The organism is Photorhabdus akhurstii (assembly GCF_018448925.1).
GTDB lineage: Bacteria > Pseudomonadota > Gammaproteobacteria > Enterobacterales > Enterobacteriaceae > Photorhabdus > Photorhabdus akhurstii.
The window spans coordinates 76,109-102,442 of the sequence record NZ_RCWE01000015.1; the positions used below are offsets into that span (position 1 = coordinate 76,109).

The 26,334-nt window shown below is 44.1% G+C and carries 25 protein-coding genes; 8 read left to right on the forward strand and 17 right to left on the reverse strand.

Translation table 11 applies throughout. From position 1 onward, the window contains the following. The first annotated feature begins 50 nt into the window (after positions 1 to 50). The 4 genes from cysK (at position 51) to crr (ending at position 4,408) form a co-directional block, all read left to right on the forward strand. A complete protein-coding gene (cysK, locus tag EAE93_RS16055) occupies positions 51 to 1,004 on the forward strand; it encodes a cysteine synthase A (protein WP_214040082.1) in 954 nt (317 codons plus the stop codon). 552 nt (positions 1,005 to 1,556) lie between these two features. Then, on the forward strand, positions 1,557 to 1,814 hold the full coding sequence (ptsH, locus tag EAE93_RS16060) for a phosphocarrier protein Hpr (RefSeq protein WP_036782535.1): 258 nt from the start codon (positions 1,557 to 1,559) through the stop codon (positions 1,812 to 1,814). Positions 1,815 to 2,124: 310 nt separating this feature from the next. After that, the gene (gene ptsI, locus EAE93_RS16065) at positions 2,125 to 3,852 is read left to right on the forward strand and encodes a phosphoenolpyruvate-protein phosphotransferase PtsI (RefSeq protein WP_214040083.1); all 1,728 of its coding nucleotides are present in this window, start codon (positions 2,125 to 2,127) and stop codon (positions 3,850 to 3,852) included. 46 nt (positions 3,853 to 3,898) lie between these two features. Continuing rightward, on the forward strand, positions 3,899 to 4,408 hold the full coding sequence (gene crr / locus EAE93_RS16070) for a PTS glucose transporter subunit IIA (RefSeq protein ID WP_015833547.1): 510 nt from the start codon (positions 3,899 to 3,901) through the stop codon (positions 4,406 to 4,408). Positions 4,409 to 4,575: 167 nt separating this feature from the next. Here crr and cysM read toward each other — a convergent pair whose 3' ends face one another. From cysM to EAE93_RS16100, 6 genes are all read right to left on the reverse strand, one after another. Continuing rightward, entirely contained in the window at positions 4,576 to 5,457 is an 882-nt protein-coding gene (cysM, locus tag EAE93_RS16075; protein ID WP_036781642.1) for a cysteine synthase CysM, read from the reverse strand. Between the two features lie 139 nt (positions 5,458 to 5,596). Further along, complete coding sequence (gene cysA / locus EAE93_RS16080) at positions 5,597 to 6,685, reverse strand: sulfate/thiosulfate ABC transporter ATP-binding protein CysA (protein WP_214040084.1); 1,089 nt, start codon at positions 6,683 to 6,685, stop codon at positions 5,597 to 5,599. 14 nt (positions 6,686 to 6,699) lie between these two features. Then, positions 6,700 to 7,545, reverse strand: a complete 846-nt coding sequence (cysW, locus tag EAE93_RS16085) for a sulfate/thiosulfate ABC transporter permease CysW (RefSeq protein ID WP_036781593.1) — start codon at positions 7,543 to 7,545, stop codon at positions 6,700 to 6,702. Beyond that, positions 7,545 to 8,378, reverse strand: a complete 834-nt coding sequence (gene cysT / locus EAE93_RS16090; protein WP_214040085.1) for a sulfate/thiosulfate ABC transporter permease CysT — start codon at positions 8,376 to 8,378, stop codon at positions 7,545 to 7,547. The genes cysW and cysT overlap by 1 nt, the downstream gene beginning before the upstream one ends. Continuing rightward, the gene (locus tag EAE93_RS16095; protein ID WP_214040086.1) at positions 8,378 to 9,400 is read right to left on the reverse strand and encodes a sulfate ABC transporter substrate-binding protein; all 1,023 of its coding nucleotides are present in this window, start codon (positions 9,398 to 9,400) and stop codon (positions 8,378 to 8,380) included. Before EAE93_RS16095 ends, cysT begins: the two co-directional genes overlap by 1 nt. A gap of 232 nt (positions 9,401 to 9,632) precedes the next feature. Next, a complete protein-coding gene (locus tag EAE93_RS16100) occupies positions 9,633 to 10,241 on the reverse strand; it encodes an RpoE-regulated lipoprotein (RefSeq protein ID WP_214040087.1) in 609 nt (202 codons plus the stop codon). Positions 10,242 to 10,415: 174 nt separating this feature from the next. Here EAE93_RS16100 and EAE93_RS16105 point away from each other — a divergent pair, with 174 nt between their 5' ends. Further along, entirely contained in the window at positions 10,416 to 10,832 is a 417-nt protein-coding gene (locus tag EAE93_RS16105; protein WP_036781603.1) for a YgiW/YdeI family stress tolerance OB fold protein, read from the forward strand. Positions 10,833 to 10,890: 58 nt separating this feature from the next. Here EAE93_RS16105 and EAE93_RS16110 read toward each other — a convergent pair whose 3' ends face one another. Further along, positions 10,891 to 11,322 carry a GNAT family acetyltransferase gene (locus tag EAE93_RS16110; protein ID WP_036781605.1) on the reverse strand — a complete coding sequence of 144 codons (432 nt, stop codon included), beginning with the start codon at positions 11,320 to 11,322 and terminating at the stop codon, positions 10,891 to 10,893. A 150-nt stretch (positions 11,323 to 11,472) separates the two neighbouring features. Between EAE93_RS16110 and hemF the strand changes: the two genes are divergently transcribed. The 3 genes from hemF (at position 11,473) to EAE93_RS16125 (ending at position 14,249) form a co-directional block, all read left to right on the forward strand. After that, positions 11,473 to 12,381: an oxygen-dependent coproporphyrinogen oxidase gene (gene hemF / locus EAE93_RS16115; RefSeq protein ID WP_214040088.1), complete on the forward strand. Its 909-nt coding sequence runs from the start codon at positions 11,473 to 11,475 to the stop codon at positions 12,379 to 12,381. Positions 12,382 to 12,614: 233 nt separating this feature from the next. Continuing rightward, positions 12,615 to 13,772 carry a metalloprotease PrtS gene (prtS, locus tag EAE93_RS16120; RefSeq protein ID WP_036781610.1) on the forward strand — a complete coding sequence of 386 codons (1,158 nt, stop codon included), beginning with the start codon at positions 12,615 to 12,617 and terminating at the stop codon, positions 13,770 to 13,772. 159 nt (positions 13,773 to 13,931) lie between these two features. Then, positions 13,932 to 14,249, forward strand: a complete 318-nt coding sequence (locus EAE93_RS16125) for a protealysin inhibitor emfourin (RefSeq protein WP_036781612.1) — start codon at positions 13,932 to 13,934, stop codon at positions 14,247 to 14,249. Between the two features lie 24 nt (positions 14,250 to 14,273). On the opposite strand, the gene der is transcribed toward EAE93_RS16125, so the two are convergent. From der to pbpC, 10 genes are all read right to left on the reverse strand, one after another. After that, on the reverse strand, positions 14,274 to 15,755 hold the full coding sequence (gene der / locus EAE93_RS16130) for a ribosome biogenesis GTPase Der (RefSeq protein WP_036781615.1): 1,482 nt from the start codon (positions 15,753 to 15,755) through the stop codon (positions 14,274 to 14,276). Positions 15,756 to 15,909: 154 nt separating this feature from the next. After that, positions 15,910 to 17,082 (reverse strand): outer membrane protein assembly factor BamB, encoded by a 1,173-nt coding sequence (gene bamB / locus EAE93_RS16135; protein WP_214040089.1) that lies wholly within the window; start codon positions 17,080 to 17,082, stop codon positions 15,910 to 15,912. 14 nt (positions 17,083 to 17,096) lie between these two features. Then, entirely contained in the window at positions 17,097 to 17,717 is a 621-nt protein-coding gene (locus tag EAE93_RS16140) for a YfgM family protein (protein WP_036781618.1), read from the reverse strand. Positions 17,718 to 17,728: 11 nt separating this feature from the next. Continuing rightward, on the reverse strand, positions 17,729 to 19,006 hold the full coding sequence (gene hisS, locus EAE93_RS16145; protein WP_214040090.1) for a histidine--tRNA ligase: 1,278 nt from the start codon (positions 19,004 to 19,006) through the stop codon (positions 17,729 to 17,731). A gap of 124 nt (positions 19,007 to 19,130) precedes the next feature. Beyond that, positions 19,131 to 20,252: a flavodoxin-dependent (E)-4-hydroxy-3-methylbut-2-enyl-diphosphate synthase gene (gene ispG, locus EAE93_RS16150; protein ID WP_036781623.1), complete on the reverse strand. Its 1,122-nt coding sequence runs from the start codon at positions 20,250 to 20,252 to the stop codon at positions 19,131 to 19,133. Between the two features lie 71 nt (positions 20,253 to 20,323). Next, positions 20,324 to 21,349: a cytoskeleton protein RodZ gene (gene rodZ, locus EAE93_RS16155; protein ID WP_105399247.1), complete on the reverse strand. Its 1,026-nt coding sequence runs from the start codon at positions 21,347 to 21,349 to the stop codon at positions 20,324 to 20,326. Positions 21,350 to 21,469: 120 nt separating this feature from the next. Continuing rightward, the gene (locus EAE93_RS16160) at positions 21,470 to 21,883 is read right to left on the reverse strand and encodes a tetratricopeptide repeat protein (RefSeq protein ID WP_250151052.1); all 414 of its coding nucleotides are present in this window, start codon (positions 21,881 to 21,883) and stop codon (positions 21,470 to 21,472) included. A gap of 118 nt (positions 21,884 to 22,001) precedes the next feature. Next, positions 22,002 to 23,180, reverse strand: coding sequence for a dual-specificity RNA methyltransferase RlmN (rlmN, locus tag EAE93_RS16165; RefSeq protein ID WP_214040091.1), 1,179 nt, complete (start codon positions 23,178 to 23,180; stop codon positions 22,002 to 22,004). Positions 23,181 to 23,364: 184 nt separating this feature from the next. Then, complete coding sequence (gene ndk / locus EAE93_RS16170; protein WP_036812770.1) at positions 23,365 to 23,790, reverse strand: nucleoside-diphosphate kinase; 426 nt, start codon at positions 23,788 to 23,790, stop codon at positions 23,365 to 23,367. A 222-nt stretch (positions 23,791 to 24,012) separates the two neighbouring features. Then, a complete protein-coding gene (gene pbpC / locus EAE93_RS16175; RefSeq protein ID WP_214040092.1) occupies positions 24,013 to 26,334 on the reverse strand; it encodes a peptidoglycan glycosyltransferase PbpC in 2,322 nt (773 codons plus the stop codon).

Genomic DNA, 26,334 nt, shown 5'->3' on the forward strand with positions numbered 1-26,334 from the left:
TGTTGGCGTATTGTTGACCGGATATCACTAAAAGGAGTTGAAAGACGAGTATGAGTAAAATTTACGAAGATAATTCTTTGACTATTGGTCGTACCCCGTTAATTCGCCTAAAACACTTTGGCAATGGGCGTATTCTGGCAAAAGTGGAATCCCGTAACCCAAGTTTTAGTGTAAAATGTCGCATTGGTTCCAACATGATTTGGGATGCTGAAAAACGCGGTATCCTAAAACCGGGACAAGAATTAATAGAACCCACCAGTGGTAACACTGGAATAGCGCTTGCGTATGTCGCCGCCGCTCGGGACTATAAATTAACGCTGACAATGCCAGAAACCATGAGTATTGAACGCCGCAAGCTCTTGAAAGCATTGGGTGCTCAGTTGATACTGACGGAAGGCGCTAAAGGTATGAAAGGCGCCATTGAGAAAGCTAACGAGATTAAAGCTAGCGATCCCGACCGCTACATTATCCTGCAACAGTTCAGTAATCCGGCAAACCCGGAAATCCATGAAAAAACCACAGGCCCGGAAATCTGGGAAGACACAGACGGTGAAGTGGATGCATTTGTTACCGGTGTAGGGACCGGCGGTACACTAACAGGCGTTACCCGTTACCTGAAAAACACCAAAGGTAAAAATGTCACCGCGGTTGCCGTAGAACCCGAAGAATCACCCGTCATCAGCCAGACTCTGGCCGGTGAAGAAGTGAAACCTGGCCCTCATAAGATTCAAGGTATTGGCGCGGGTTTTATTCCAGATAACCTTGATTTGAAACTAGTTGATCGCGTTTTCAAAATCAGCAGCGAGGAAGCGATTAAAACCGCACGTGAAATCATGGTGAAAGAGGGCATTCTGGTAGGTATTTCCTCTGGTGCCGCCGTTGCGGCAGCGGTAAAACTTTCTCAGGAACCGGAATATAAAGACAAAAATATCGTCGTCATTCTGGCTTCATCAGGTGAACGCTATTTAAGCAGCCCACTGTTTACTGACTTGTCTGATGAATAAAAGTTTTTAAGTAAGTTACTTAGATTTATTGATAAAAAAGCACCTAAATGGTGCTTTTTCTGTGTGGTAGATCAAACTTTTTCACTTTGCCAGATGATTTCTTACAATGGGTCTAGTATTTAACCAATAATAATTATTTCGATGCTCGAAATTAATTAACAGGAGTAGTAGTTTCAGTTAAGTAGTTCCGCGATCTATCTTTACTTCAAACTATCAATCAGAAGCATCGGAAAGAACAATTTTTTTGATAATGAATAAAAATTTTTATTACATTATCAACCTGAGAGTCTATCTCAGTAGACGTCGTTAGTGCTGTTTATTCTTACCAGTAAAAGTAAATACAGACAGCACACATGGCCCGGAAGTTATGGGTCGTACTAAAGAGCGTTCAGAGGCTATTTAGCGCTTTTGCCAGAACATTACTCAGTTCGCTCTTTAGGTAAATAAAATCGTCTTACATGGGATAGGCAGTGAATAAACACTCAAGTTAAAATTTGTCCATTACAAGTTCTTAACTTACATAGCAAAAATCTAAGTTATTGAGGAAACGTTATGTTCCAGCAAGAAGTCACTATTACTGCGCCAAATGGCCTACACACCCGTCCCGCGGCACAGTTTGTTAAAGAAGCCAAAAGTTTCTCCTCCGACATTACACTGACTTCCGGTGGTAAAACCGCCAGTGCCAAGAGCCTGTTTAAACTACAAACTTTGGGGCTTACTCAAGGCACTGTAGTGACTATTTCTGCTGAAGGCGAAGATGAGCAAAGAGCAATCGAGCATCTGGTTAAGTTGATGGCAGAACTGGAATAATTTTCCATTGACCGCAAAGCCAGTCAAGATCCAGAGATTGTGAATATACCCTATGGATTTCAAGATGCATCGCGACGGCCAGGGAGTGAATCCCTGGGAGCATAGCAAACTATGTGACCGGGGTGAGCGAGCGCAGCCAACAAAGAGGCAACTTGAAAGATGACGGGGTATAAACAGGTATTCACTTAGCCGTTCCTCATCCCCGGATAAACTTTTATCTGGGGATGTCAGTTTAAATGCATGTCCTAAAACAGCAAACCATCTGCGGGCTGGCTCTTTAAAGAATAATTATTAGTAGTTAGGTAACATCATGATTTCAGGCATATTAGTATCACCAGGCATCGCTTTCGGTAAAGCACTATTACTGAAAGAAGACCCAATCATTGTCAATCAGAAAAAAATCAGCCAAGAACAAGTCGAACAAGAAATTTTCCATTTCAAGCAAGGCCGTGAAAAAGCTTCATCCCAGCTAGAAATCATCAAGAATATAGCCGCAAAAAACCTCGGAGAAGAAAAAGCTGAAATCTTCGAAGGACATATCATGCTATTGGAAGATGAAGAACTTGAGCAAGAAATTATTTCGTTAATCAAAAACGATTTCAGAACTGCGGATGCCGCGGTCTATTCCGTTATTGAAACTCAGGCCCAAGCCCTTGAAGAATTGGATGATGAATACCTGAAAGAACGTGCCACAGACGTGCGTGATATCGGTAAACGCTTATTGAAAAACATTCTGGGTATGCCCATTGTTGATCTTGGCTCAATTTCAGAGGAAGTCATTCTGGTTGCCAACGACCTGACTCCATCGGAAACCGCACAACTTAATCTGGAAAAAGTACTCGGTTTTATTACCGATTTAGGTGGCCGAACTTCCCACACGTCAATCATGGCCCGCTCTCTTGAACTGCCAGCGATCGTCGGTACCACCCAAGCGACAACAACCATCCAGAATGGCGATTATCTCATCCTGGACGCGGTAAATAATCACATTTATATCAATCCATCTGATGCGGAAATTGAACAGCTAAAAAAGGCCAAAAACGAATATCTGGCGGAAAAAACTGAACTTGCAAAGTTGAAAGATCTCCCGGCGATGACTCTTGATGGTCATCAGGTTGAAGTCTGTGCCAATATCGGTACCGTCCGTGATGTGATTGGCGCTGAACGCAATGGCGCCGAAGGCGTCGGTTTATACCGTACAGAATTTCTGTTTATGGATCGTGATGCGCTGCCAACAGAAGAAGAACAATTCCAAGCTTATAAAGCTGTTGCCGAAGCAATGGGCAGTCAGGCGGTTATTATACGTACGATGGATATCGGTGGTGATAAAAATCTACCCTACATGAATCTGCCGAAAGAAGAGAATCCATTCCTTGGTTGGCGTGCAATTCGTATTTGCCTTGATCGAAAAGAGATCTTACATTCTCAGTTACGTGCTATCTTACGTGCATCTGCTTTCGGTAAACTACGCATTATGTTTCCAATGATTATTTCTGTAGAAGAAGTACAGGCACTGAAAGCAGAACTTGAATTGCTGAAAGGTCAGCTTCGCGAAGAAGGTAAAAAATTCGATGAAGCGATCGAAGTGGGGGTGATGGTAGAAACACCAGCTTCCGCAGTTATTGCTCATCACCTGGCAAAAGAAGTTGACTTTTTCAGTATTGGGACAAACGATCTAACTCAGTATACTCTTGCTGTAGACCGCGGTAACGAGTTGATTTCTCATCTTTATAACCCGATGCTACCAGCAGTATTGAGCCTGATTAAGCAAACCATCGATGCTTCACACGCTGAAGGTAAATGGACGGGGATGTGTGGCGAGCTTGCAGGTGATGAACGTGCTACATTGTTGCTATTAGGTATGGGACTGGATGAGTTTAGTATGAGTGCGATTTCTATTCCCCGCATCAAGAAAATCATTCGTAATACGCGTTACGAAGATGCAAAAGCGCTAGCTGAGCAAGCCCTGTCTCAGTCTACCGCTCAGGGGTTGATAGAATTGGTTGATACCTTCATCAAAGAAAAAACACTTTGCTAACAATATCGGTTAACGCGGTCCAGTATAAACAATTAGGAGAAGATTCATGGGTCTGTTTGATAAACTGAAATCTCTAGTTTCAGATGATAAAAAAAACAGCGGCACTATTGAAATTATCGCACCTTTATCTGGTGAGATTGTCAATATTGAAGATGTTCCAGATGTTGTTTTCGCCGAGAAAATTGTAGGCGACGGTATCGCTATAAAACCCGCCGGCAATAAAATAGTCGCACCAGTTGATGGAACAATCGGTAAAATATTTGAAACCAACCATGCGTTTTCTATCGAATCGGACAGCGGTATTGAGCTATTTGTCCATTTTGGTATTGATACGGTTGAACTTAAAGGCGAAGGCTTTAAGCGTATTGCTGAAGAAGGTCAGCGTGTACAAAAAGGTGATTTAGTTTTGGAGTTCGATCTTAAACTCCTTGAAGAAAGAGCAAAATCGACCCTGACACCTGTTGTTATTTCCAACATGGATGAGATTAAAGAGTTATCCAAGTTGAGTGGTTCTGTCACTGTTGGTGAAACCCCCATTATGCGGATTAAAAAGTAGCGACACTAAACTGTCACAATACCATTTTCATCTTAAAAAACGGCCGACAATCACGGCTGTTTTTTTATCTCTTATCTTCGATTTACACCATTTTCCAGTGAAAATTGGCTAATGTGAGCAGAGCTTGCCGCCTCTTTTACTCTACTCACGCTGAATGTATAACCGAATTAATTAAATACTCCGGTAGAAAGATATCTATCGCCACGGTCGCAGATAATGGCAACAATGACAGAACCTGGATTTTGTGCTGCAACACTTAATGCTCCAGCAACAGCACCGCCGGAACTGACCCCACAGAAAATTCCTTCTTTCTGAGCTAATAAACGCATGGTATCTTCAGCTTCCTGCTGAGTGATATCCAGCACTTGATCAACTAACTCCTTGCGGAAAATGCCAGGCAAATAAGCCGGCGACCAACGGCGAATACCTGGAATATGGCTATCCGCCGCCGGCTGTAAGCCAATAATCTGTACACTATTAGATTGGCTTTTTAAATAGCGGCTAACACCGGTAATGGTTCCCGTCGTTCCCATACTGGAAACAAAATGCGTAATACGCCCTTGCGTCTGTTGCCAAATTTCAGGTCCTGTCGTCGTAAAATGCGCTAAAGGATTATCCGGGTTATTGAATTGATCAAGAACTTTGCCTTCGCCATTACGCTCCATTTGCTGAGCTAAATCACGTGCGCCTTCCATGCCCATTGCTCTACTCACCAAAATCAGTTCTGCACCATAAGCTCGCATAGAAGCCTGACGCTCAAGGCTCATATTATCAGGCATCAATAATTTAAGATGATAACCTTTTACTGCGGCAATCATTGCCAACGCAATACCCGTATTTCCGCTAGTGGCTTCAATCAACACGTCACCGGGAGAAATTTCACCGCGCAATTCAGCCTGCTGAATCATTGATAGCGCTGTTCTGTCTTTTATCGAGCCGGCCGGATTATTACCCTCAAGTTTTACCCATATTTCCACCCCTAGCTTATCGGTGATTCGTTGTAATTTTATCAGCGGGGTATTACCTATAAAATGTTCCAAGCTTGCCACAGCTATTACCCAAATTTTATTTAATAGAACAGCGAAATAACCATATTCAGACACATATCGCAAGACCTTAAATAAAAAATGCCCATCCCTGGCGGTAAGGAGATGAGCAAAATGGTACCAACCAAATCTTAAGTAATTATCAAGCAGTTTGGGCTAAACTCAGTGTTTGCAATTGTTTATCGCCCGCATATAAACGTGCTTCAGTGCCACCAATAAAATAACGGCTTCCTCTTGTAGGTACTGAAGTTTCATCAAACCAAATAACAGCAACCGACTCATGATGCCAACCTAGAGGCTGGACCGAAAGCTGCCAGAAATGCCCTCTAGGACTGACCTCAGTCACTTGTACCGGCAACGGGCTGGAAGGTGTCGGTTGCGAGTTCATCATGATATCCCACGGACGTAGGAATACATCGACATTCCCCTGATGGATTGGCGTCACATTGAGAGGTAAGTGCTGTCCGCCAATCAATAGCTGCGAGCCTTTAATCTCACCATCAAAATGATTGACCTCCCCTAGAAACTCCATCACAAAACGGCTTGCCGGATAACGCCATACCTCTTGTGGCGTAGCGACCTGTTCAATATTCCCTTGTCTCATGACAACAACCCGGTCAGCCACTTCCATCGCTTCTTCCTGATCGTGAGTGACAAAGACACTGGTAAATTTAAGTTCTTCATGGAGCTGGCGTAGCCAACGGCGTAATTCCATTCTTACCTGCGCATCCAGTGCGCCAAACGGTTCATCAAGTAATAGAATTTGTGGTTCAACAGCCAATGCTCTTGCCAATGCTACCCGCTGCTTTTGCCCACCAGAAAGTTGCGATGGATAGCGTTCAGCAAGATGCGTTAATTGCACCATCTCCAGCAACTCCATAACCTTACGGCGGATAGCCGCCATATTCGGACGCTTACGTCGTGGCAGTACTGTCAACCCAAAAGCAACGTTATCAAACACGGTCATATGCCGAAACAGTGCATAATGCTGAAATACGAACCCAACTTGCCGATCTTTAGCATGCATACGGCTAACATCTTGCCCGTGGAAACTCAGTTTCCCCTCGGTTTGTTGTTCCAGACCAGCAATAATCCTCAACAAGGTTGTTTTACCGGAGCCTGACGGACCAAGCAGAGCAATCATTTCTCCAGAAAAAATATTCAGAGTGACATCGCTCAGAACCTGAGTCCGACCAAAATATTTACTGATATTGTTAATTTCAATACTCATATTCTGCTCCTACCTTAACCATGTTGGCGACTTAACCGCCACTGCAAAGCACTTTTAACTATCAAAGTGATAATTGCCATCAATGCCAACAATGCCGCCGCGGTAAATGCCCCTACTGTGTTGTAATCTTGATGCAGTAGTTCAACCTGCAACGGCAATGTGTAAGTTTCACCACGAATAGCGCCGGATACCACTGAAACAGCGCCAAATTCACCAATCGCCCGGGCATTGGTTAAAACCACACCGTATAACAACGCCCAACGAATATTAGGTAACGTCACCCGCCAAAACATTTTCCAGCCAGACGCCCCCAATAAAATTGCAGCTTCATCCTCTTGGCTCCCTTGACTAAGCATCATCGGCACCAGTTCTCGAACAACAAACGGACAAGTCACAAATATCGTTACCAAGACCATCCCCGGCCAGGAAAACATCAATTGGATATCATAGGGTTCCAGCAAACTCCCTGCCCAACCATTCGAACCATAAAATAATAAGTAGAGCAGTCCAGCTACGACCGGCGAAACAGCAAACGGAATGTCGATCAATGTCAATAAACATTGCCGCCCCGGAAATTGAAAACGCGTCACCAGCCAAGCGAGCATGACGCCAAAAATTAGATTCACCGGAACAGTAATTAATGCGATCAGTATCGTTAACCAGATGGCATGCAACATATCAGGATCTAAAAGATTCTCAGTGACTACCTCAACTCCTTTAGAAAAGGCGGTCATAAATATCCAGACAATGGGGATCACTAACAGTAAGATTGAAAACAATACGCCTGTTATGATCAACGTCCATTTACCCCAATTTATAGGTAGTCGTTGCGCTACATGAGATTCAGATAATTCAACCATTAATGCCCTCCAATCCGTTTACCAAAGCGGCTTTGCAGAGTATTAATGCTAAACAGTAAGATCAGGGATATTGCCAATATAACCGATGCAATAGCACTGGCCGCTGGGTAATCAAACTCCTGTAAGCGGATGAAAATCATCAGCGATACTACTTCTGTTTGCCATGCAATGTTACCGGCAATAAAGATCACGGCACCAAATTCCCCCAAACTGCGGGTAAAAGAGAGTGCTGTGCCGGCAATTAAAGCGGGAGACAATTCTGGCAACACAACCCGCCAAAAAGTTTGCCAACGATTAGCGCCTAATGTTTGAGCTGCTTCTTCATATTCTGGCCCTAGCTCTTCAAGTACCGGCTGAATAGTTCGCACTACAAATGGCAGGCTTGTAAACGCCATCGCCACCGCAATACCTAACCAAGTATTGACTACTTTCACATCAAAGTGCCCAAGCAAAGAGCCATACCAACCACTAACAGAGAATAGCGTTGCCAATGTCAATCCCGCTACCGCAGTAGGTAACGCAAAAGGGAGATCCATCAAACCATCTAATAAGCTACGGCCTGGGAAACGATAGCGAGTTAAAATCCATGCCATCAGCATACCAAACACCGCATTAAACAAGCTGGCAACCGCGGCTGCCAACAATGTCACTTTATAAGCCGCCACAACTTGGGGATTAGCAATGACCTGCCAATACTGTTCCCAAGTCATACTGGAAAGCTGCACAACTAATGCGCTCAGAGGTAACAATAAGATCAAGCAGGTATAGAACAGGCTACTGCCTAAGCTTAACCCGAAACCAGGCAATACTCGCTTACTGGATCTCGAAAACATTACTTATGCCCCTCGGCCAGCAATTGATCCAGTATGCCGCCAGTATTGAAATGGGTTTTCATCACTTGCGGCCAACCACCAAATTGATCCTCCAATCGAAACAGCTTGGTTGCTGGAAAACGGGCTTTCTGCTGAGCCATCACGTCTTTATCACTGACACGATAATTAAAGCTGGTAATGATCTGCTGTGCCTGTGGGCTATAAAGATAATTTAGATAAGCTTTGGCCACTTTCTCTGTACCGTTTTTCGCAATATGCTTATCAACCCAAGCCACTGGGAATTCTGCCAGAATACCTACCGGTGGAACGATCACTTCATATTTATCATCACCATACTGCTTGCGAATGTTGTTCACTTCAGATTCGAAACTGATCAGTACATCACCCAAACCACGTTCAATAAATGAAGTTGTCGCCCCTCGACCGCCAGTATCAAACACGGCGACATTTTTCAGGAAATGCTTCATCCACTCACGAGTTTTTCCTTGATCTCCACCATTTTCCTGCTGAATAGCTCCCCAGGCGGCCAAATAAGCATAACGGCCATTACCGGAGGTTTTAGGGTTTGGGAAGACTAATTTGACATCCTGACGCACCAAGTCATCCCAATTACGAATATTTTTGGGGTTGCCTTTACGTACAAGAAACGCCATCGTGGAATAGTAAGGTGAACTGCTATTTGGCAGACGGTTCTGCCAATCAGCCGATATCAGCTTGCCGCGATCATGCAAAATTTGCACATCCGTTACCTGATTGTAAGTCACCACATCAGCCCGCAATCCTTGAAGAATCGCCAGTGCTTGTTTGGAGGAGCCGGCGTGGGATTGTTTGATTATCAATTTGTCTTGTGGATACTGTTCATTCCACTGTTTTTCAAATTCAGGATTCAGTACAGAAAATAACTCACGCGCAACATCATAAGAGCTGTTTAACAGCTCTACAGCAAAGACATGACTGCTGCCTAATAAAGTTACTACTACCAGTCCGTTTAGTATTGTATTTTTTACTGAATACTTTTTCATTTCTCACCTTATCCGTTATTTCATCAAATAACGCGCCAGTGACTAATGTATCCAGTTTATTTATAACAGGGTAGATAACTATCACCGTTTAATATACTAAATTGCAATTAGAAAGCATGAAACGCAATAAGCTGACAGGAATAGCAAGGTTTTTGAATTAAAGAATGCGGGCCTGTTACGGCTCCGCAAGAGGAACCTAAACCGACTCAGTTGGTGCTTTAATTAGGAACGCTTATCGCTTCCAAATGATACGTTCCACTTTCCAATTTTTCAGCACATCATCAGAAGGAATCAAACCTTCAGGACCACTCCAATGACCTGTAAACAGATAACTAACATGTCTGCTCTGTGGAGATGTACAGACAATAGCGCTTTTCTCTGATTCACCTACCGTGTTTTGGCAAGCGCCAAATGCCCTGCTATAAAGTGCCGAAAATGGCATACCAACCTTTGTTCCCCAGACGGTTTCAATATTTTCATCCAGCACTTCAATACGACCGATTTTTCCATCGGCTTGACCAAATAGCGCTATCTTCAATTGATCACCGTCCATTGCTTGAAAGAGTGTCACCAATTGGCCATTTTTTGTTTCCATACCGCTACGTAAGTGGTACTTTCCATCCAATCCCTTCTCTATTGCCTCTTTATTCATTGCTGTCAGACTATTTATTTCTCCTACACCCTGATCTGAGATTTTTAAGGAACTGCCAAACCAGCTAAAAGGAGACAAATTCGACCATGAAAAACCCGATGAACCCGTACAACCGGCCAGTAACAATGCACCACTTATTGTGATAAAACGCAATCCTGTCAACATGTTAGTTAAAGTATACTTCTGCATAACTGATTCCCTTATAGCTCAATACAGCGATAGGCACTGAGACATCACATCTGATTGTTAGTTTCAGAGAATATTTAAATTAATTACTTTAGATTAATATTTTATTGATAAAATACAACTTAGCGGTATTATTACCTCCCCCTAAAAATCATCACTATTAGTAAGGTCAATATGATGAAAAAAATATTTATAACCACCGCCTTGATTACTTTGTTCAGTATGCCGTCAATAGCTCAAACCTCACAGACGCAATTTGGTGGTTTTTCCGGTCCCGATTCAACACAACCCCCCGTCCAAGCAGCACCACAAGGTGGTTTTGTCGATCACAATGCAAGAGTTTCCACCACCCAACAAGTTAAAAATATGAGAGATGACAGTTGGGTCGTACTGGAAGGGCATATTGAATCCCGTATCCACAGTGATCACTTCATATTCCGCGATAATGCAGGAATTGTTGAAGTGGAAGTTGATCATAAATACTGGAATGGCCAAACGATAACACCTCAAGATAGAGTCCGTCTTGAAGGTGAAGTCGATAAAGAGTGGAATGGTATGACTGTTGATGTGAAAAAAGTCACTAAATTAAACTAATAATTGAACTAATGGCTTGTGGCTGAGTGGAATGCTTTCACTCAGCCATATTCTAAACTCAATATTCCTGATCACCAATCAAACGCTTACTGAAAATAACGCTCTCTTGATAACGATCTTCATATTCCAGTTTTTCACACATATAGATAGTGGCATCATTATCTTCAGGAACAATAAGAACTATTTTTGGACAACCACGGGCAATCAATTTCTTTTCTAATCGGGCAATTAATGCATTCGCAATTCCCCTACCGCGAAATTCAGGATGAACTCCCAAATAATAAGCAGAGCCACGATGACCATCATAACCACCCATAATCGTCCCAACTACTTCACCAGCCACTTCCGCGACTAAAAACAGGTCAGGATCATGAGTCAATTTACGCTCAATATCCACTTCAGGATCAACACCAGGATTAAGTAAATCGCAGCGTTCCCATAAGGTGATCACTTCTTCAAAATCATCTTGTCGAAATACCCGAATTTCCATCCCTAACCAACCTGTTTTTATCGAAATAACTATTTTCTCATTATCTCCGCTTTAACACCGGAATCAATACGAAAATGCGTTCTCTTCCACTATTCTTTTCCACTAACAGCTATAATATAACGTTCACCATATCATAATAGGGAAAGAATCATGAATACACCAAACATTAATCAGATTAAATCTTTTTTCCTTTCATTACAGGATGAAATTTGCCGACAACTAGAACAGGCAGACGGCAAAGCAAAATTTACTGAGCAATGCTGGCAACGAGAAAAAGGCGGCGGAGGCCGTAGTCGAATTATGAAAGAAGGCGCGATATTCGAACAAGCAGGCGCTAATTTTTCTCATGTATCAGGAGACATACTTCCCTCATCAGCAACAGCTCTCCGTCCTGAACTGGCCGGTCGACATTATCAAGCAATGGGCGTCTCTCTGGTTATTCATCCTTTGAATCCCTATATACCAACCAGTCATGCTAATGTTCGGTTCTTTATTGCAGAAAAAGAGGGTGAAGCGCCAGTATGGTGGTTCGGTGGCGGCTTTGATTTAACACCTTATTATGGTTTTAAGGAAGATGCTATTCACTGGCACACCACCGCCAAAAATATATGTCAACCTTATGGAGAAGATGTTTATCCAAAATATAAAAAATGGTGTGACAATTATTTTTATATTAAACATCGTGATGAAGCCCGTGGAATTGGTGGCTTATTTTATGACGACTTAAATACGCCTGACTTTGAACATTGTTTCAATTTCACTCAAGATGTAGGTAAAGGTTTTCTTTCTGCCTATTTGCCGATTGTAGAAAAAAGGAAAGACATATCGTGGGGTGAACGTGAACGACAATTTCAATTATATCGCCGTAGTCGCTATGTAGAATTTAACCTCGTTTGGGACAGAGGAACCTTATTTGGATTACAAAGCGGAGGACGAACAGAATCTATCTTAATGTCCATGCCACCATTAGTTCGCTGGGAATATGATTATCACCCTGAACCAGGATCTGCGGAAGCCGCTTTATATATCGACTTTCTACCAGCAAAAAACTGGATATGATTTTTTATCATGTTAGGAATATTATAAAAAACTATTCCTAACTATTTATATTTTTATTACAGCCAATGTAAGAATCCCTCACATAAAAAAACTTAACAATTTATTAACAACCCCTTAACACAAAAGAAGCAGGCTGGACCTGATGACTATCTGCTGGAAACGTGTTTAATATGAACCCGTACCTAAAGAGTACCTCTAATTAATAACTAAAAATTTATTCCAGGAGATATTTTATGCAAATACAAAACAATAACTACAGAGGCGTAATACCGCCGTACATTCTTCAAAATATCTATAATAATGACAATGAAAAGAAGAAAGTATTAATGACATTAAATCACACTCAGAGTTTAATGTTGGATAATGTTATTAAAGAATCTTCCGATGATTCCGGCGATGACGATAAAGTTACTAATACAACTATACATCGTTCTATTCACGATGCAGAAAATAAACGCAAGTTGCCGGGAAAATTAGTACGAGATGAAGGAGATCCAGATAACGGAGATAAATCAGTTGATAACGCATATAGATATTTAGAAGCAACTTACAATTTCTATAAAGAAGTTTTTAATCGCAACTCATTAGATGATAAAGGAATGAAATTGATTGCCACCGTGCATTATGGCGAAGAATATATGAATGCATTCTGGGGCAACGGACAAATGGTATTTGGCGACGGAGATGGTAAAACCTTTAATGATTTCACAACCTCTGTCGATGTGATCGGCCATGAATTATCACATGGTGTTATTGAAAAAACCGCAGATTTGGTCTATTTCTTCCAGTCTGGCGCGTTGAATGAATCAATAGCGGATGTTTTTGGCTCATTAGTAAAACAACATTACCTGAAACAAAAAGCTGATGAAGCAGATTGGGTTATGGGAAGTGAATTGCTGGGCAAAGATATTAAAGGTGTAGGGATTCGTTCACTGAAAAAACCTGGCAGCGCATATGATGATGAAACTCTCGGTAAAGATCCACAGCCTGGTCATATGGATGATTATAAAGACTTGCCGATTTACAGAGACAATGGTGGTGTTCATATTAATTCGGGTATTCCTAATAAAGCCTTCTATAATCTGGCGATAAAATTAGGTGGATATGCCTGGGAAAAAGCAGGAAAAATATGGTACAACACTTTGTTGGATAAAGAGCTTGCCCGGGATGCTAATTTCGTAGCCTTCGCCAAGTTAACAATTAAACATGCTCGTGAGTTATTTGATGAGGATGTTGAAAAAGCAGCAATTGATAGCTGGACAGAAGTGGGCGTTAAAGTGAAGGAAGATAAAAATAAAGACGATAAGGGCGGTGACAAAGGCGATAAAGGCGGCGACAAGGACGATAAAGGCGGCGATAAAGACAAAACTAAAGATAAAACTGAAGAGTAATCTATAAACATATCGCTGGCTTAACGCCAGCGATATTTTATTATTTGTAATACCTGACTTGTAAAAAATATATCTAATAGAAGATGCCAAAATTGTTAAAGACGAATTTCACGCTATACTAAACAGACCTGAAAAATAACCGTAAAAATTTGGTATATTATGAATAATAAAACTCTCAAACTCACAACTGATAGTAAAATTACAATTTCCCTACAAGGAGGATTTGCCGCTACGCCTGGCCTTAACCAAGATAAAACAGTGAATTTAGAATCATTGTCTTCACACCAACAACAGTTATTTCTTCAAGCTATAGAACAAGACTTTTCCGATTCTATGCCATCAGCGCCATATCCTGATCAAGATTATTATCTGCTTAGTATCGTCAATGGAAATGAAGAACACCATTTCACCCTTCCTGAGTCAGATGCACCAGAAATCATTAACCAGATATGGGACGCCGACAAAAAGGGTGGTTAATCACCACCCCTTTTCCTATTAGCATTAACGCTTTTTCAGATGCGCCATCAGACGTTTACGTTTACGCATTTGATTAGGTGTCAACGTATTACGTTTGTCAGCATAGGGATTTGCCCCTTCTTTAAACTGAATCCGAATGGGCGTCCCCATCACCTTTAGGGATCGGCGAAAATAGTTCATCAGATAACGCTTATAAGAATCAGGCAAATCAGTTACCTGATTACCGTGGATCACAACAATTGGTGGATTATAACCACCGGCATGAGCATATTTCATTTTCACCCTGCGACCACGGATCATCGGCGGTTGATGATCTTCTTCGGCCATATGCATGATACGGGTTAGCAGTGAAGTATTGACACGGCGAGTGGCGCAATCATAAGCTTCAAGAATCGAGTCAAACAGATTCCCCACTCCACTGCCATGTAGAGCGGAGATAAAATGTACTCTGGCAAAGTCAACAAAACCAAGGCGATAATCCAGCATCTCCTTCACACGCTCTTTATCTTCTTGCGACATGCCATCCCACTTATTGACCGCAATGACCAATGAGCGTCCACTATTAAGAATAAAACCCAATAATGACAAATCTTGATCGGAAATGCCTTCTCGCGCATCGATCACCAGCAATACAACATTAGCATCTTCAATCGCTTGAAGGGTTTTGATGACTGAAAATTTTTCAACCGTTTCAGTGATCTTACCGCGCTTACGTACCCCTGCGGTATCAATAAGGATATATTCGCGGCCATTGCGCTCCATTGGAATATAAATACTGTCACGAGTAGTGCCAGGCATGTCGTAAACCACAACCCTTTCTTCACCCAAGATACGGTTAGTCAACGTAGATTTACCCACATTTGGCCTACCGACAATAGCTAATTTCAATGGCAGAGTTGATGGATCAAAATCCTCCTCCTCTTCTACCATCTCAATTTCATTCTGTTCCTGCTCTGCCCAATAAGCCGCGTTGGCTTCTTCCTCAGTCAGCTCAACCTCTTCTTCTTCACCTTTACCAGAGAAAGGTAACAGTACTCGTTCAATAAGCTGGGTGACGCCACGACCATGAGAAGCAGCGATAGAGTAGATATCCCCCAATCCGAGGGAATAAAATTCAGCAATAGCGGTATCAATATCCACACCGTCGGTCTTATTCGCGACCAAAAAAGTGGCTCTTTCGCGGCTACGTAGATGTTTTGCTATCGCGTGGTCTGCTGGCATCAGTCCGGCGCGAGCATCTACCATAAACAGAACAATATCGGCCTCTTCAATCGCCATCAAAGATTGAGCTGCCATATGGGTTTCTACACCCTCTTCAGTGCCATCGATACCACCGGTATCAATGATGATAAACTCCTGCCCTTCAACCTCAGCTCGACCATATTTACGGTCGCGAGTCAAACCTGGAAAATCCGCTACCAGCGCATCTCTTGTACGGGTTAAACGGTTAAATAATGTGGACTTACCCACATTTGGGCGCCCTACCAGAGCGACGACAGGTATCATTTGTTGATGCCTCATGACTTAATTTGAAATTAGTATTCTGCTGTTCATCACAACAGAACACTAAAAAGACGAAACGGCTCCTGTTCTCTCCAGGAGCCGTAGGACTATAGCTAACGCTTTACTTTATTTCCGGTAAACAGGCAGTAAGCAATACTCAACGGGTAAACAGATAAACCGTACCGTCTTTCGCCTGTACCATTAATTTATCACTGGCTACAACCGGACGGCTCATTAAACCAGAACTATCAACTTTATGTTGAGCAACAAACTTACCGTCATCCATATTCAGCCAATGCAGATAACCTTCACTGTCACCGACAACCAGATAGCCATTATACATTTCAGGCGCGGTTAAATTACGGTGTTGCAATTTTGTCTGAGTCCACAAAGTTACGCCATCACTTTGACGCAGCCCCATAACCCGATCGTTTTGGTCAACAATATAGATATTATCACCAGAAACAACCATCTCGTTCACTGAACCCAAATCGCGCTTCCAGAGGATCTGACCTGAACGCATATCAAGCGCCACCAGATTACCGTTATAAGCTATTGCATATATCACGCCCTCAGAAATAACCGGTGTCGTATCAACATCATTAAGACGACCGATTTCTGTAGAGCTAGTTACCTGAGAAATACGTTGTTGCCAAATCAACTGCCCCTGAGAAATCAAGACGGCGTTGACACGACCATTATCCCCACCGACGATAGCAGCACCGTAAGCCGCGGCAGGCGCCGATTCACCACGCAATGATAATGATGGCGAATCCAAATTAACAGACCATCGCACTTTACCATCAGACTCACTTAATGCCTGCAACATCCCATTGCTAGTATGAATCAATACCAAACCATCGCTCACCACAGGACGCGACAACGCTTCACCGGCGACGTCAGATTGCCAGGCAACTTGGCCGTCTTTGGTATCCAATGCAATAACTTTGGCACGTTCAGTGCCTACATATAAATGATCCCCTGCGACGGTCAGACCACCAGAGAGCAATGCAGGTATACGGGAAGAGAGGAGACCCGCTTTTTCAGCCAGATTCACCGACCATATCTCTTTACCACTATCAATGTCCAACGCCTTAACGATGCCATGACGATCAGCAACATAAACAGCGGAGCCTTGCCAGGTTGGCGTCAAGTGAGAATAATAACGGCCTACACCATCACCTACAGATTTATCCCAAACCTCGTTTGGGTTAAATTGATTTTCGACCTTTGGCAACGGTGACATCGTTACCGTGTCTTGCTCACTTGAACAACCAGCTAGCAGAACAGAAGCGACCAAACCAACCAAGAGTGTTTTACGCAGTTGCATTGAAAGAATTCCCCTTAGCTGGATAAGTTATTCAATTTAAGATTTAACATCGATTTGATCGCCTGTGGCGAATCTGAACTCAAACCTTTGGTGTACGCTGCGCGGGCGCCGGCAATATCACCTTTTTTCAACAGTGCATCACCGCGGATATCCTCTGCGACGGCAACCCAACCGGAACCTTTGACCAGTTCCAACGTTTTCAACGCAGCATCCGTTTTATCTTCTGCCAATTGAACCCTGGCTAAGCGAATATTCACCAGAGCCTGCAAATCCTCATTTTTTGCCTGACCAGCAGCCGCAGATAAAAACTGATCTGCTTTAGTTAACTCACTTTTTTCAACAGCAAGTTGAGCCAAATGCATGTGCGTCATCACGCCATAACTGTTATTCGTTTCACTGGCAAATTTTTCAGCAGCAGCATGACCCTCTTTTGTACTGGCAATTAATCCTCGATCTACCCGTTCAAAAGCTTCTGCGCTTTCCTGCAACTGATTTGTCTGATGAGATTGCCAATAACGCCAGCCAATCAGCGCCCCGGCACCCAGCACCAGTCCCAAAACCAAGGCTTTACCATTATTGGCAAAAAAGCGACGGATCGCGTCTACTTGTTCGTTTTCATTGGTATAGACTTCCACAGAGTCTCTCCTTAACCTAACAGTTCAGCCAAACGAGCTACAATTTCGCTTTGCGGCGACGTTTGTTGTTCGCCTGTACGTAAATCTTTAATGGCTACCTGACCAGAACGAACTTCATCCTCACCGAGGATCAGCGCAATTTTAGCGCCTTGTTTATCCGCACGTCCCAGTTGCTTCTTAAAGTTACCACCACCGTGGTTCATCATTAAACGCAATTCGGGCAACCTATCACGTACCTGTTCAGCCAAAATCAATGCTGCTTGCTGACTACCTTCACCAAAAGAAGCGAGATAAACATCTGCGACTGACCGCTCCGCAGCAAATGCTGGATTAATTTCTTGTACCAGCAAAACCAGACGTTCCATCCCCATAGCAAAACCCACAGCTGGCGTTGGCCTGCCTCCCAGTTGTTCAACCAGCCCATCGTACCGACCGCCGGCACAAACCGTCCCTTGAGCCCCGAGTGCCGTCGTTACCCATTCAAATACTGTGCGGTTATAATAATCCAGACCACGAACCAAACGCTGATTAATCCGATATTTGATACCCGCCCCATCAAGAAGCGCACACAGGCTATCAAAATGTTCCTTTGATTCGGCATCAAGATAATCAAACAGTTCCGGCGCATCATTAAGAAGTTGCTGAACCTCTGGATTTTTTGAATCCAGAACACGTAATGGATTGCTGTACATACGGCGTTTGCAATCTTCATCCAGCTTATCTTTGTGCTGCTCAAGAAAAGCCACCAACGCTTCGCGATAATTAGCGCGAGCCGCCAACGAACCAATGGAATTCAGTTCAAGCGTCACATGCTCAAAAATACCGAGCTCACGCCACCAGCGGGCAGTCAATAAAATAAGTTCGGCATCAATATCAGGCCCTTGAAGACCAAAAACTTCCGCCCCTAACTGGTAGAATTGGCGGTAACGGCCTTTTTGCGGACGCTCATAACGGAACATCGGCCCTAAATACCATACGCGCTGTTCCTGATTGTACAGCAGACCATGTTCAATACCGGCACGCACACAACCTGCGGTATTTTCAGGGCGTAGGGTTATACTTTCACCATTGCGATCATCAAAGGTATACATCTCCTTTTCAACCACATCAGTGACTTCCCCAATAGCTCGTTTAAATAACGGGGTCTGCTCTACAATCGGTGTACGGATCTCACTATAACCATAACCCGCCAGTACCCGTTTCAAAATAGTTTCGATACGCTGCCAGATAACCGTATCTGTCGGCAAGTAGTCATTCATGCCTCGAATAGCTTGGATATTTTTTGCCACGTTTTATCTCTAGTTAATGATTCAAAAATGATGTTGATTGATTATAGAAGCGAATACCGACGAGCTTCAATTAACAAACAAAACAACGCTGGCTCATCATAACGATGAGCCAGTATCAGATACATTATTTGTCCAGTTGACTTATGCCAATGCGCTTATTTTCATCCAGCATTGATGCTTTAGCACGGATTTTAGCCTCAAGCTGATCAATCATATCAGTATTATCGAGGCGCTCTTTCTGCCGAACGCCATCTTCATAAAAACCACTTTTCGTTCTGGCGCCAGTGACGCCTAAAGTAGAAACCTCCGCCTCACCTGGCCCGTTAACCACACAGCCAATAATGGAAACATCCATCGGTGTGAGTAAATCCTCTAAGCGCTGCTCCAAGGCATTAACTGTGCCAATAACATCAAATTCCTGACGGGAACAGGTTGGACAAGCGATAAAGTTTATACCACGGGAACGAATACGTAATGCTTTCAGAATGTCGAAGCCCACTTTAACTTCTTCGACAGGATCAGCGGCCAGAGAAATACGTAAAGTATCACCGATACCTTCTGACAGGAGGATACCTAAGCCAATGGCTGATTTTACAGAGCCGGCACGTGCGCCACCCGCCTCGGTAATACCAAGGTGCAACGGCTGATTAATCTTCTGAGCTAACAGGCGATAAGCACCAACCGCCAGAAAAACATCCGACGCTTTTACACTGATTTTAAACTGATCAAAATTAAGTCTGTCGAGAATATCCACATGGCGCATAGCCGATTCCACCAGCGCTTCTGGGGTTGGCTCACCATATTTTTCCTGAATGTCCTTTTCCAATGATCCACCATTTACACCAATGCGGATTGGGATATTTTTATCACGGGCAGAAGCCACAACCTCACGGATACGCGCTTCATTACCGATATTGCCAGGATTAATACGCAGACAATCGACACCATACTCTGCAACTTTAAGCGCAATACGGTAATCAAAATGAATATCTGCAACCAAAGGAACACTCGCTTGCTGCTTAATCAACTTAAATGCTTCTGCGGCGTCCATCGTTGGTATTGATACGCGAACAATATCAACGCCAACACGCTCAAGCGATTTAATCTGTTTAACAGTCGCTTCCACATCCGTAGTACGTGTGTTTGTCATTGACTGCACCGCAATAGGCGCACCATCCCCGACTGGCACATTGCCTACATAAATACGCGTAGATTTGCGTCTTTTTATCGGCGATTCATTATGCATATAGGTGTTTCTCCCATACTTCCATGTGTTTACTGATAAAACTACAACCATGCCCTACTGCAACAGGCATTTTATTGTGCTGTTGGTACTTTAAAACGCGCGATACGGCCTGCTTTAGCAAAGCGGCTTAAATCGACAACTTGCCCCCGGAACTGTACATCCACTACAGCCGGAGCGCCGATAGTTAAATTATAGGGCAACGAGCCAGAAAGACTCAGGTGGTCGCCCTTATGTTTAGTTCCACTAAACAGCGTTTTTCCATTTGCATCCACAACTTGCAACCAACAGGATGCTTTAAAATTCATCACCAATTTATTACTGTCAACCACTGCCGTTGAATTATTTTCAGCCACATTAGGTACTTGCGTGGCCCCTTGATTAGCTGGCAACGGCGCAGTCTGAGTTTGTGGCCCGTTACCTGCTAGTTGAGTTTCAGGTGTTTTCACCACTTGGTTTTGAGTTGATGGCACAGATTGAGTCACTTCCTCACTATTATGACTATGAGTATTCGGACTATGAATATTCGCTGCCGCTGCATTTTCGGCCGCAGACACTGACGACTCACTTGTTGCCTGTTCGCTGGCCGGCAACTGTGTCGCCGACTTGTGACTTTCATTCACTTTAGCTTTTTTCTGAGCAATCTGAGCCGCCGAATGATCAGCCATCGAAATCAATTCCTTCTGTTGAGCTATGTGGTTTTGCCACCACCACGCTCCCGTCAAACTAATTACGATTAAAATAATCAACCACGTAATCCACATCAACCAACTTTCGCGTTTTTTACGTTTTTTACCCAATGAAAAACTCTGCATTGGTGAAACTTTCGCTGTTTTTGCCGGAGTATGCTTATCCAGAATTGCCAAAATTTCTGCTTCTGGAATTTGGACCAACTTAGCATAAGAGCGAACATAACCACGCAGGAAAGTCGGCACCATAGTGGTTGGAATATTGTCCTCTTCAATATCACGGATAGTAGAAAGTTTTAAACACAAGCGATCAGCTACAGTCTGCTGGGTTAGCCCGTGCTGTTCACGAGCCTGACGCAGGAGCTGACCTGCGGTTAAATGAGCTTGTTCTGGAGTCGTTTCAGTATTCATTAGCAAGAAGACGCGGTACTGTTCAGGTTGTGAAAAACTTCGCGCCGGCTCCTGCTATAATCTTTAAATTACACAATAGCCTGCGCGGCGAAATAGATTTGCTATTTTACTAGCGGCAAATCACTGATAACAAACACGCCTGTTAGCATGGCTCCCGGTAAACAGAGTTTTAACTTCTTCATACTGCCCCTGCTCACAGAGAAAAACGCTGTAATGATACAATACCGTATCATTTCCTGGCGCGTACTGCATCGCCATTTTGTAACGTTGGCGGGCAGCTTCCGGCTGACCAGAATATTGCTCATACAACGCCATGCCTAATTGAGCCTGATAATGGTCTGGCTTTGCCAGTAAAACCTTATCAAAGTGATATCTTGCGGCGGGCAAATTACCTTTAGCCAGATAAGCCATTCCCAGCTGAATTCGGGTTTCTGTTGCGACTTTTCGCTGTTGATCGCCGTTTGTTGGTTGATTGGAACATCCTGCCAACAACATAGCAACCACCATCATTCCCGATAACGATTTCCTTATCATTCCATCCCCACCGACCAAAGATACGCAATTGCAACTATCATTTTACTTATGCATTTTACTTATGCATTTCACTTATGCATTTCAGTGACTGCATGAAGCGACATACCCACATTCCCATTCAGACTGTTCTTATCTGAATAGGTTCACCTGCCTGACGTTTTTTCAATGTACGTTTGGTACGATCAATTACATCACCGGCAAGCTGACCACATGCGGCATCGATATCATCACCACGAGTCTTGCGGACAATAGTGGTGAAACCATATTCCATCAACACCTTGGCAAAGCGATCAATCCGGCTGTTGGAACTACGACCATATGGCGCCCCCGGAAACGGGTTCCACGGGATCAAATTGATTTTACTCGGTGTCTCTTTCAAACATTCAGCTAATTGATGCGCCTGTTCCACGCTGTCATTAATATGATCCAGCATGACATATTCCACCGTCACACGCCCCTGGTTCGCATTGGATTTAGTCAAATAGCGGCGCACACCGGCAAGGAATTGCTTGATATTATATTTACGATTGATAGGAACGATATCATCCCGCACATCATCTGTCGGCGCATGCAGGGAAATCGCCAAAGCAACATCGATCATATCGCCAAGTTTATCCAGTGCCGGCACCACACCGGAGGTGGATAATGTCACGCGGCGTTTTGACAGACCAAAACCAAAATCATCCATCATGATTTCCATCGCAGGCACCACATTATTCAGGTTAAGCAAAGGCTCTCCCATGCCCATCATCACCACATTGGTGATCGGACGGCGACCACTGGATTTCAATGAACCAATAATTTTTGCCGCTCGCCAAACCTGACCAATAATTTCCGAAACTCGCAAATTACGGTTAAATCCTTGCTGAGCGGTAGAACAGAATTTACATTCCAGTGCACAACCTACCTGAGAAGAGACACACAAAGTCGCTCGATCATCTTCCGGGATATAAACCGTTTCAACTTGCTGATCGCCAACAGTGATCGCCCATTTAATCGTTCCATCGGCAGAACGTTGCTCTTCTGCGACTTCCGGCGCACGGATCTCTGCAACCTGTTGCAATTTTGCTCGCAGAATTTTATTAATATCTGTCATCTGCTCAAAATCGTCATAACAGTAGTGATACATCCACTTCATCACCTGATCAGCTCGGAAGGGTTTTTCTCCCATATCAATGAAAAACTGACGCATTTGCTTACGATTCAGATCAAGCAGGTTAATTTTACCGCCTTTCTTTTCTGGAGTTTCAGACACGACAGGAGCAGCAAATTGTGCCGCAGTATTTGGTTGGGACATTTTTTTATATTGCCTCGTTGTGACACTTTCGGCTCTGCGTTGATGAATTCAACGCGAAGTTTCAATTCGGATATCACTATCAGTTTAGCATAGTGACAAATAACAAACGCCCCATTGAATTAACAACGGGGCGCCGCATTGTACAAACTTTAATGCAATGATGCTACGGGTAACGGCAAATCAATTAACGCGGGCAAATTTCATCTTCTGTGAAGAAATAGGCAATTTCACGGTTTGCAGATTCAATCGCATCAGAGCCGTGAACCGCGTTTTCAGTAAAGCTGTCTGCGTAATCAGCACGCAGAGTACCTGCTAATGCGTTGTCAGGATTAGTTGCTCCCATCAGGTCACGATGACGCTGTACTGCATTCTCGCCTTCCAACACCTGAACCATAATTGGGCCAGAAGTCATAAATTCCACCAGACCATCAAAGAAAGGACGGCCTTTGTGCTCCGCATAGAAGCCCTCAGCCTGTTCACGGGTCAGGTGAAGCATTTTGGCGGCAATAATTTTAAACCCGGCGCTTTCAAAACGAGCATAAATCGCCCCGATGGCATTTTTCTTCACAGCGTTAGGCTTAATAATAGAAAAAGTACGTTCAACCGTCATGGATAACCTCTTGGCTCTTCGTTCAGCAACTGATAATTTTAATTTTTCATTCCCGATAAATTAATCGGTTAATACTCATTCCGCAACCTTAGCGGAGGTAAAAGCGGCGTTGATTATAGGGGCACGAATAGCAGTTGCCTACAGAAAACATAACATTCCATTAAATTTTCCTTAGCGAAAATTACCATTTTTTCGTACAAATCACACTTTTACCTGAATCGTTTACTTCAAAGTAAAATTGACAGAATCAATTTGCCCGCCCAAATCCAAAACACTAAGCTGATATTTACCCGGTTGAGTCAAGGTCTGAACAAATCCCTGATTTTTTTCTGTGATCATTACCTGCTCTCCATTTAGAAACCACCATTGCTGCCCACCACTACCGCCTTGAGTTGTCATACGTAAATCAAGGCTGTTAAAACCGGGGAGCCGTTTCAATACATCTCCATTATGAATACCCACGATCAACAAGGGCGCTTCATCTGATTTCAACGGTGGACATTCGGGATTAATCGGCGGCAGACGCTGCGCTCGTCGCTCTTGCTCGGGTAACCATGATTCAAGGGTAATCGGCCATAAAGCGATATTTTTAGGCTGAGCATCGGGACAATCGGGGGCAACACGCAAACCGTTTTTATCCAACCATACCTGTTCATTAATACCCGAAATGGCCTCTTGCCCTACCGCAGGCAACGTAGGCGGAATGGTATTATTCAATATCCAGCTCAGACGACGCTGACGGCAATTATTATCTCCTTTCGGCAAACTCTTCCCTCCCGGCCAACAGATAACGGCCTGACTAACCGTTGCTGGACGAGGATCAACGGGGGTTCGTTTAGCCCCATTTCGCATATTGGCGAGTAACAGGTTATTGATCTGATTTATGATAGGAATCGCCGTAGCGTAGCCGAACTGCCCGACAACCGGCGTACCGTCCGGCCTGCCAACCCAAACACCGATGGTATAACGCGCGTTTAAACCGACAGCCCAAGCATCACGGTAGCCATAGCTGGTACCGGTTTTCCAGGCTAGCGGCACCTGTGCCGGTAACACATCATCAGGTTGCGGCAGAGCCTCTCCAGCCATAATCCGTCTCACTATCCATGCCGCGCCGGGTGAAAAAAGTCGCCGATCACGCAATTTCTGCTGAGGAGTGAATCTCAAAGGGGCAACCTTCCCTTGACGGGCAAACGCCGCGTAAGCCGCCACCAGTTGATCCATCCGAACTGCCGTGCCACCAAGAATCAATGATAAATTGGGTTCACTGCCGGGCGGAAAACGCAATACCGTTCCCACATTACGCATATTGGCGGTAAACCGCTTAGCGCCATAGGCTTCAAGCAGTTGCACGGCGGGTAAATTCAATGAACGAATCAACGCCTCACTGGCACTGACCGGCCCATGAAAGCCACTGTCAAAATTTCCCGGGCGATAATAATCAAAGCGGCGAGGCACATCCTGTAACAGTGATTCCCCATGAATTAACCCATCATCCAGCGCCATTGCATACAGAAATGGTTTCAAGGTTGATCCCGGCGAACGCCATGAACTTATCATATCGACATGACCAAAACGGCTATCATCCCGCAGATCCAACGAACCGATATAAGCTTTCACCGCCATGTCTGTATGATCAACCACTAACACGCCAATCGACGTTTTTTCTGGTAACTGGTACTTCCAATTCACCGCCATATCTTCAAGCTGGCGCTGTAATCCCACATCAAGGGTTGTTTTAATGATCTCCTGACGAGAGCCTTTCGCCATTCGTCTGGCAAGAAGCGGGGCAAGCTGTGGCGCCTGACGAGGAGCCAGCCACAACGTCTCTTGGCGAATATCAGCAACCTTCTCTTCCGGCCAGATTTTATACCGCGCCAACCGTTGCAACACCTTATCACGAGCAGCCTGTGCCCGTTCAGGATAGCGATCTGGCCTTAAACGACTGGGAGCCTGTGGCAAAACAGCCAGTAAAGCCGCCTCTCCCGCAGAGAGTTCAGACGGCGGTTTCGCTAAATACGCCCAACTCGCCGCACCGACGCCTTGTAACGTCCCTCCAAACGGCGCACGGTTCAGATACATCTCAAGAATTTCGTTTTTAGAATAGTGCCATTCAAGCTGCAAAGTACGCCAGATCTGTTTCAACTTGCCGCCAAAAGTACGTGAATGGGGATCAATCAACCGGGCGACCTGCATTGACAGAGTACTGCCGCCGGATAAAATTTTACCTGCCCGAATATCCTGCCAGGCAGCCCTCGCCAGAGCAATCGGGTTAATACCCGGGTGTCTATAGAACCAGCGATCTTCATAAGTCAGCAATGCCTGAATATATTCCGGTGATACTTGATCCAACGTCACCGGATAACGCCAAACACCTTCATCATCGGCAAAACGCCAAAGCGGCGTACCATCCTCACTCACGACAATACGCGCCATTTTGACTTCACGCAGTGGCAGAGGCCAAATTTTATCTGCCAGCCATAAACCCGCCGGGATCAGAAACAACAACAGCACGATCAGCCATATAAGGCGATGCGTTTTCTTCAT

Excerpts from the sequence above, each read along its gene's own strand:
- rodZ (WP_105399247.1), bottom strand. The coding sequence starts at position 21,349 with ATGAATACTGAAACGACTCCAGAACAAGCTCATTTAACCGCAGGTCAG.
- pbpC (WP_214040092.1), bottom strand. The coding sequence starts at position 26,334 with ATGAAGAAAACGCATCGCCTTATATGGCTGATCGTGCTGTTGTTGTTT.
- EAE93_RS16100 (WP_214040087.1), bottom strand. The coding sequence starts at position 10,241 with ATGCAGAAGTATACTTTAACTAACATGTTGACAGGATTGCGTTTTATC.
- crr (WP_015833547.1), top strand. The coding sequence starts at position 3,899 with ATGGGTCTGTTTGATAAACTGAAATCTCTAGTTTCAGATGATAAAAAA.
- EAE93_RS16095 (WP_214040086.1), bottom strand. The coding sequence starts at position 9,400 with ATGAAAAAGTATTCAGTAAAAAATACAATACTAAACGGACTGGTAGTA.
- EAE93_RS16105 (WP_036781603.1), top strand. The coding sequence starts at position 10,416 with ATGAAAAAAATATTTATAACCACCGCCTTGATTACTTTGTTCAGTATG.
- rlmN (WP_214040091.1), bottom strand. The coding sequence starts at position 23,180 with ATGTCCCAACCAAATACTGCGGCACAATTTGCTGCTCCTGTCGTGTCT.
- ptsH (WP_036782535.1), top strand. The coding sequence starts at position 1,557 with ATGTTCCAGCAAGAAGTCACTATTACTGCGCCAAATGGCCTACACACC.
- hemF (WP_214040088.1), top strand. The coding sequence starts at position 11,473 with ATGAATACACCAAACATTAATCAGATTAAATCTTTTTTCCTTTCATTA.
- EAE93_RS16160 (WP_250151052.1), bottom strand. The coding sequence starts at position 21,883 with ATGATAAGGAAATCGTTATCGGGAATGATGGTGGTTGCTATGTTGTTG.
- der (WP_036781615.1), bottom strand. The coding sequence starts at position 15,755 with ATGATACCTGTCGTCGCTCTGGTAGGGCGCCCAAATGTGGGTAAGTCC.
- cysK (WP_214040082.1), top strand. The coding sequence starts at position 51 with ATGAGTAAAATTTACGAAGATAATTCTTTGACTATTGGTCGTACCCCG.
- cysA (WP_214040084.1), bottom strand. The coding sequence starts at position 6,685 with ATGAGTATTGAAATTAACAATATCAGTAAATATTTTGGTCGGACTCAG.
- ispG (WP_036781623.1), bottom strand. The coding sequence starts at position 20,252 with ATGCATAATGAATCGCCGATAAAAAGACGCAAATCTACGCGTATTTAT.
- ndk (WP_036812770.1), bottom strand. The coding sequence starts at position 23,790 with ATGACGGTTGAACGTACTTTTTCTATTATTAAGCCTAACGCTGTGAAG.
- bamB (WP_214040089.1), bottom strand. The coding sequence starts at position 17,082 with ATGCAACTGCGTAAAACACTCTTGGTTGGTTTGGTCGCTTCTGTTCTG.
- EAE93_RS16110 (WP_036781605.1), bottom strand. The coding sequence starts at position 11,322 with ATGGAAATTCGGGTATTTCGACAAGATGATTTTGAAGAAGTGATCACC.
- ptsI (WP_214040083.1), top strand. The coding sequence starts at position 2,125 with ATGATTTCAGGCATATTAGTATCACCAGGCATCGCTTTCGGTAAAGCA.
- EAE93_RS16125 (WP_036781612.1), top strand. The coding sequence starts at position 13,932 with ATGAATAATAAAACTCTCAAACTCACAACTGATAGTAAAATTACAATT.
- cysT (WP_214040085.1), bottom strand. The coding sequence starts at position 8,378 with ATGTTTTCGAGATCCAGTAAGCGAGTATTGCCTGGTTTCGGGTTAAGC.
- cysW (WP_036781593.1), bottom strand. The coding sequence starts at position 7,545 with ATGGTTGAATTATCTGAATCTCATGTAGCGCAACGACTACCTATAAAT.
- prtS (WP_036781610.1), top strand. The coding sequence starts at position 12,615 with ATGCAAATACAAAACAATAACTACAGAGGCGTAATACCGCCGTACATT.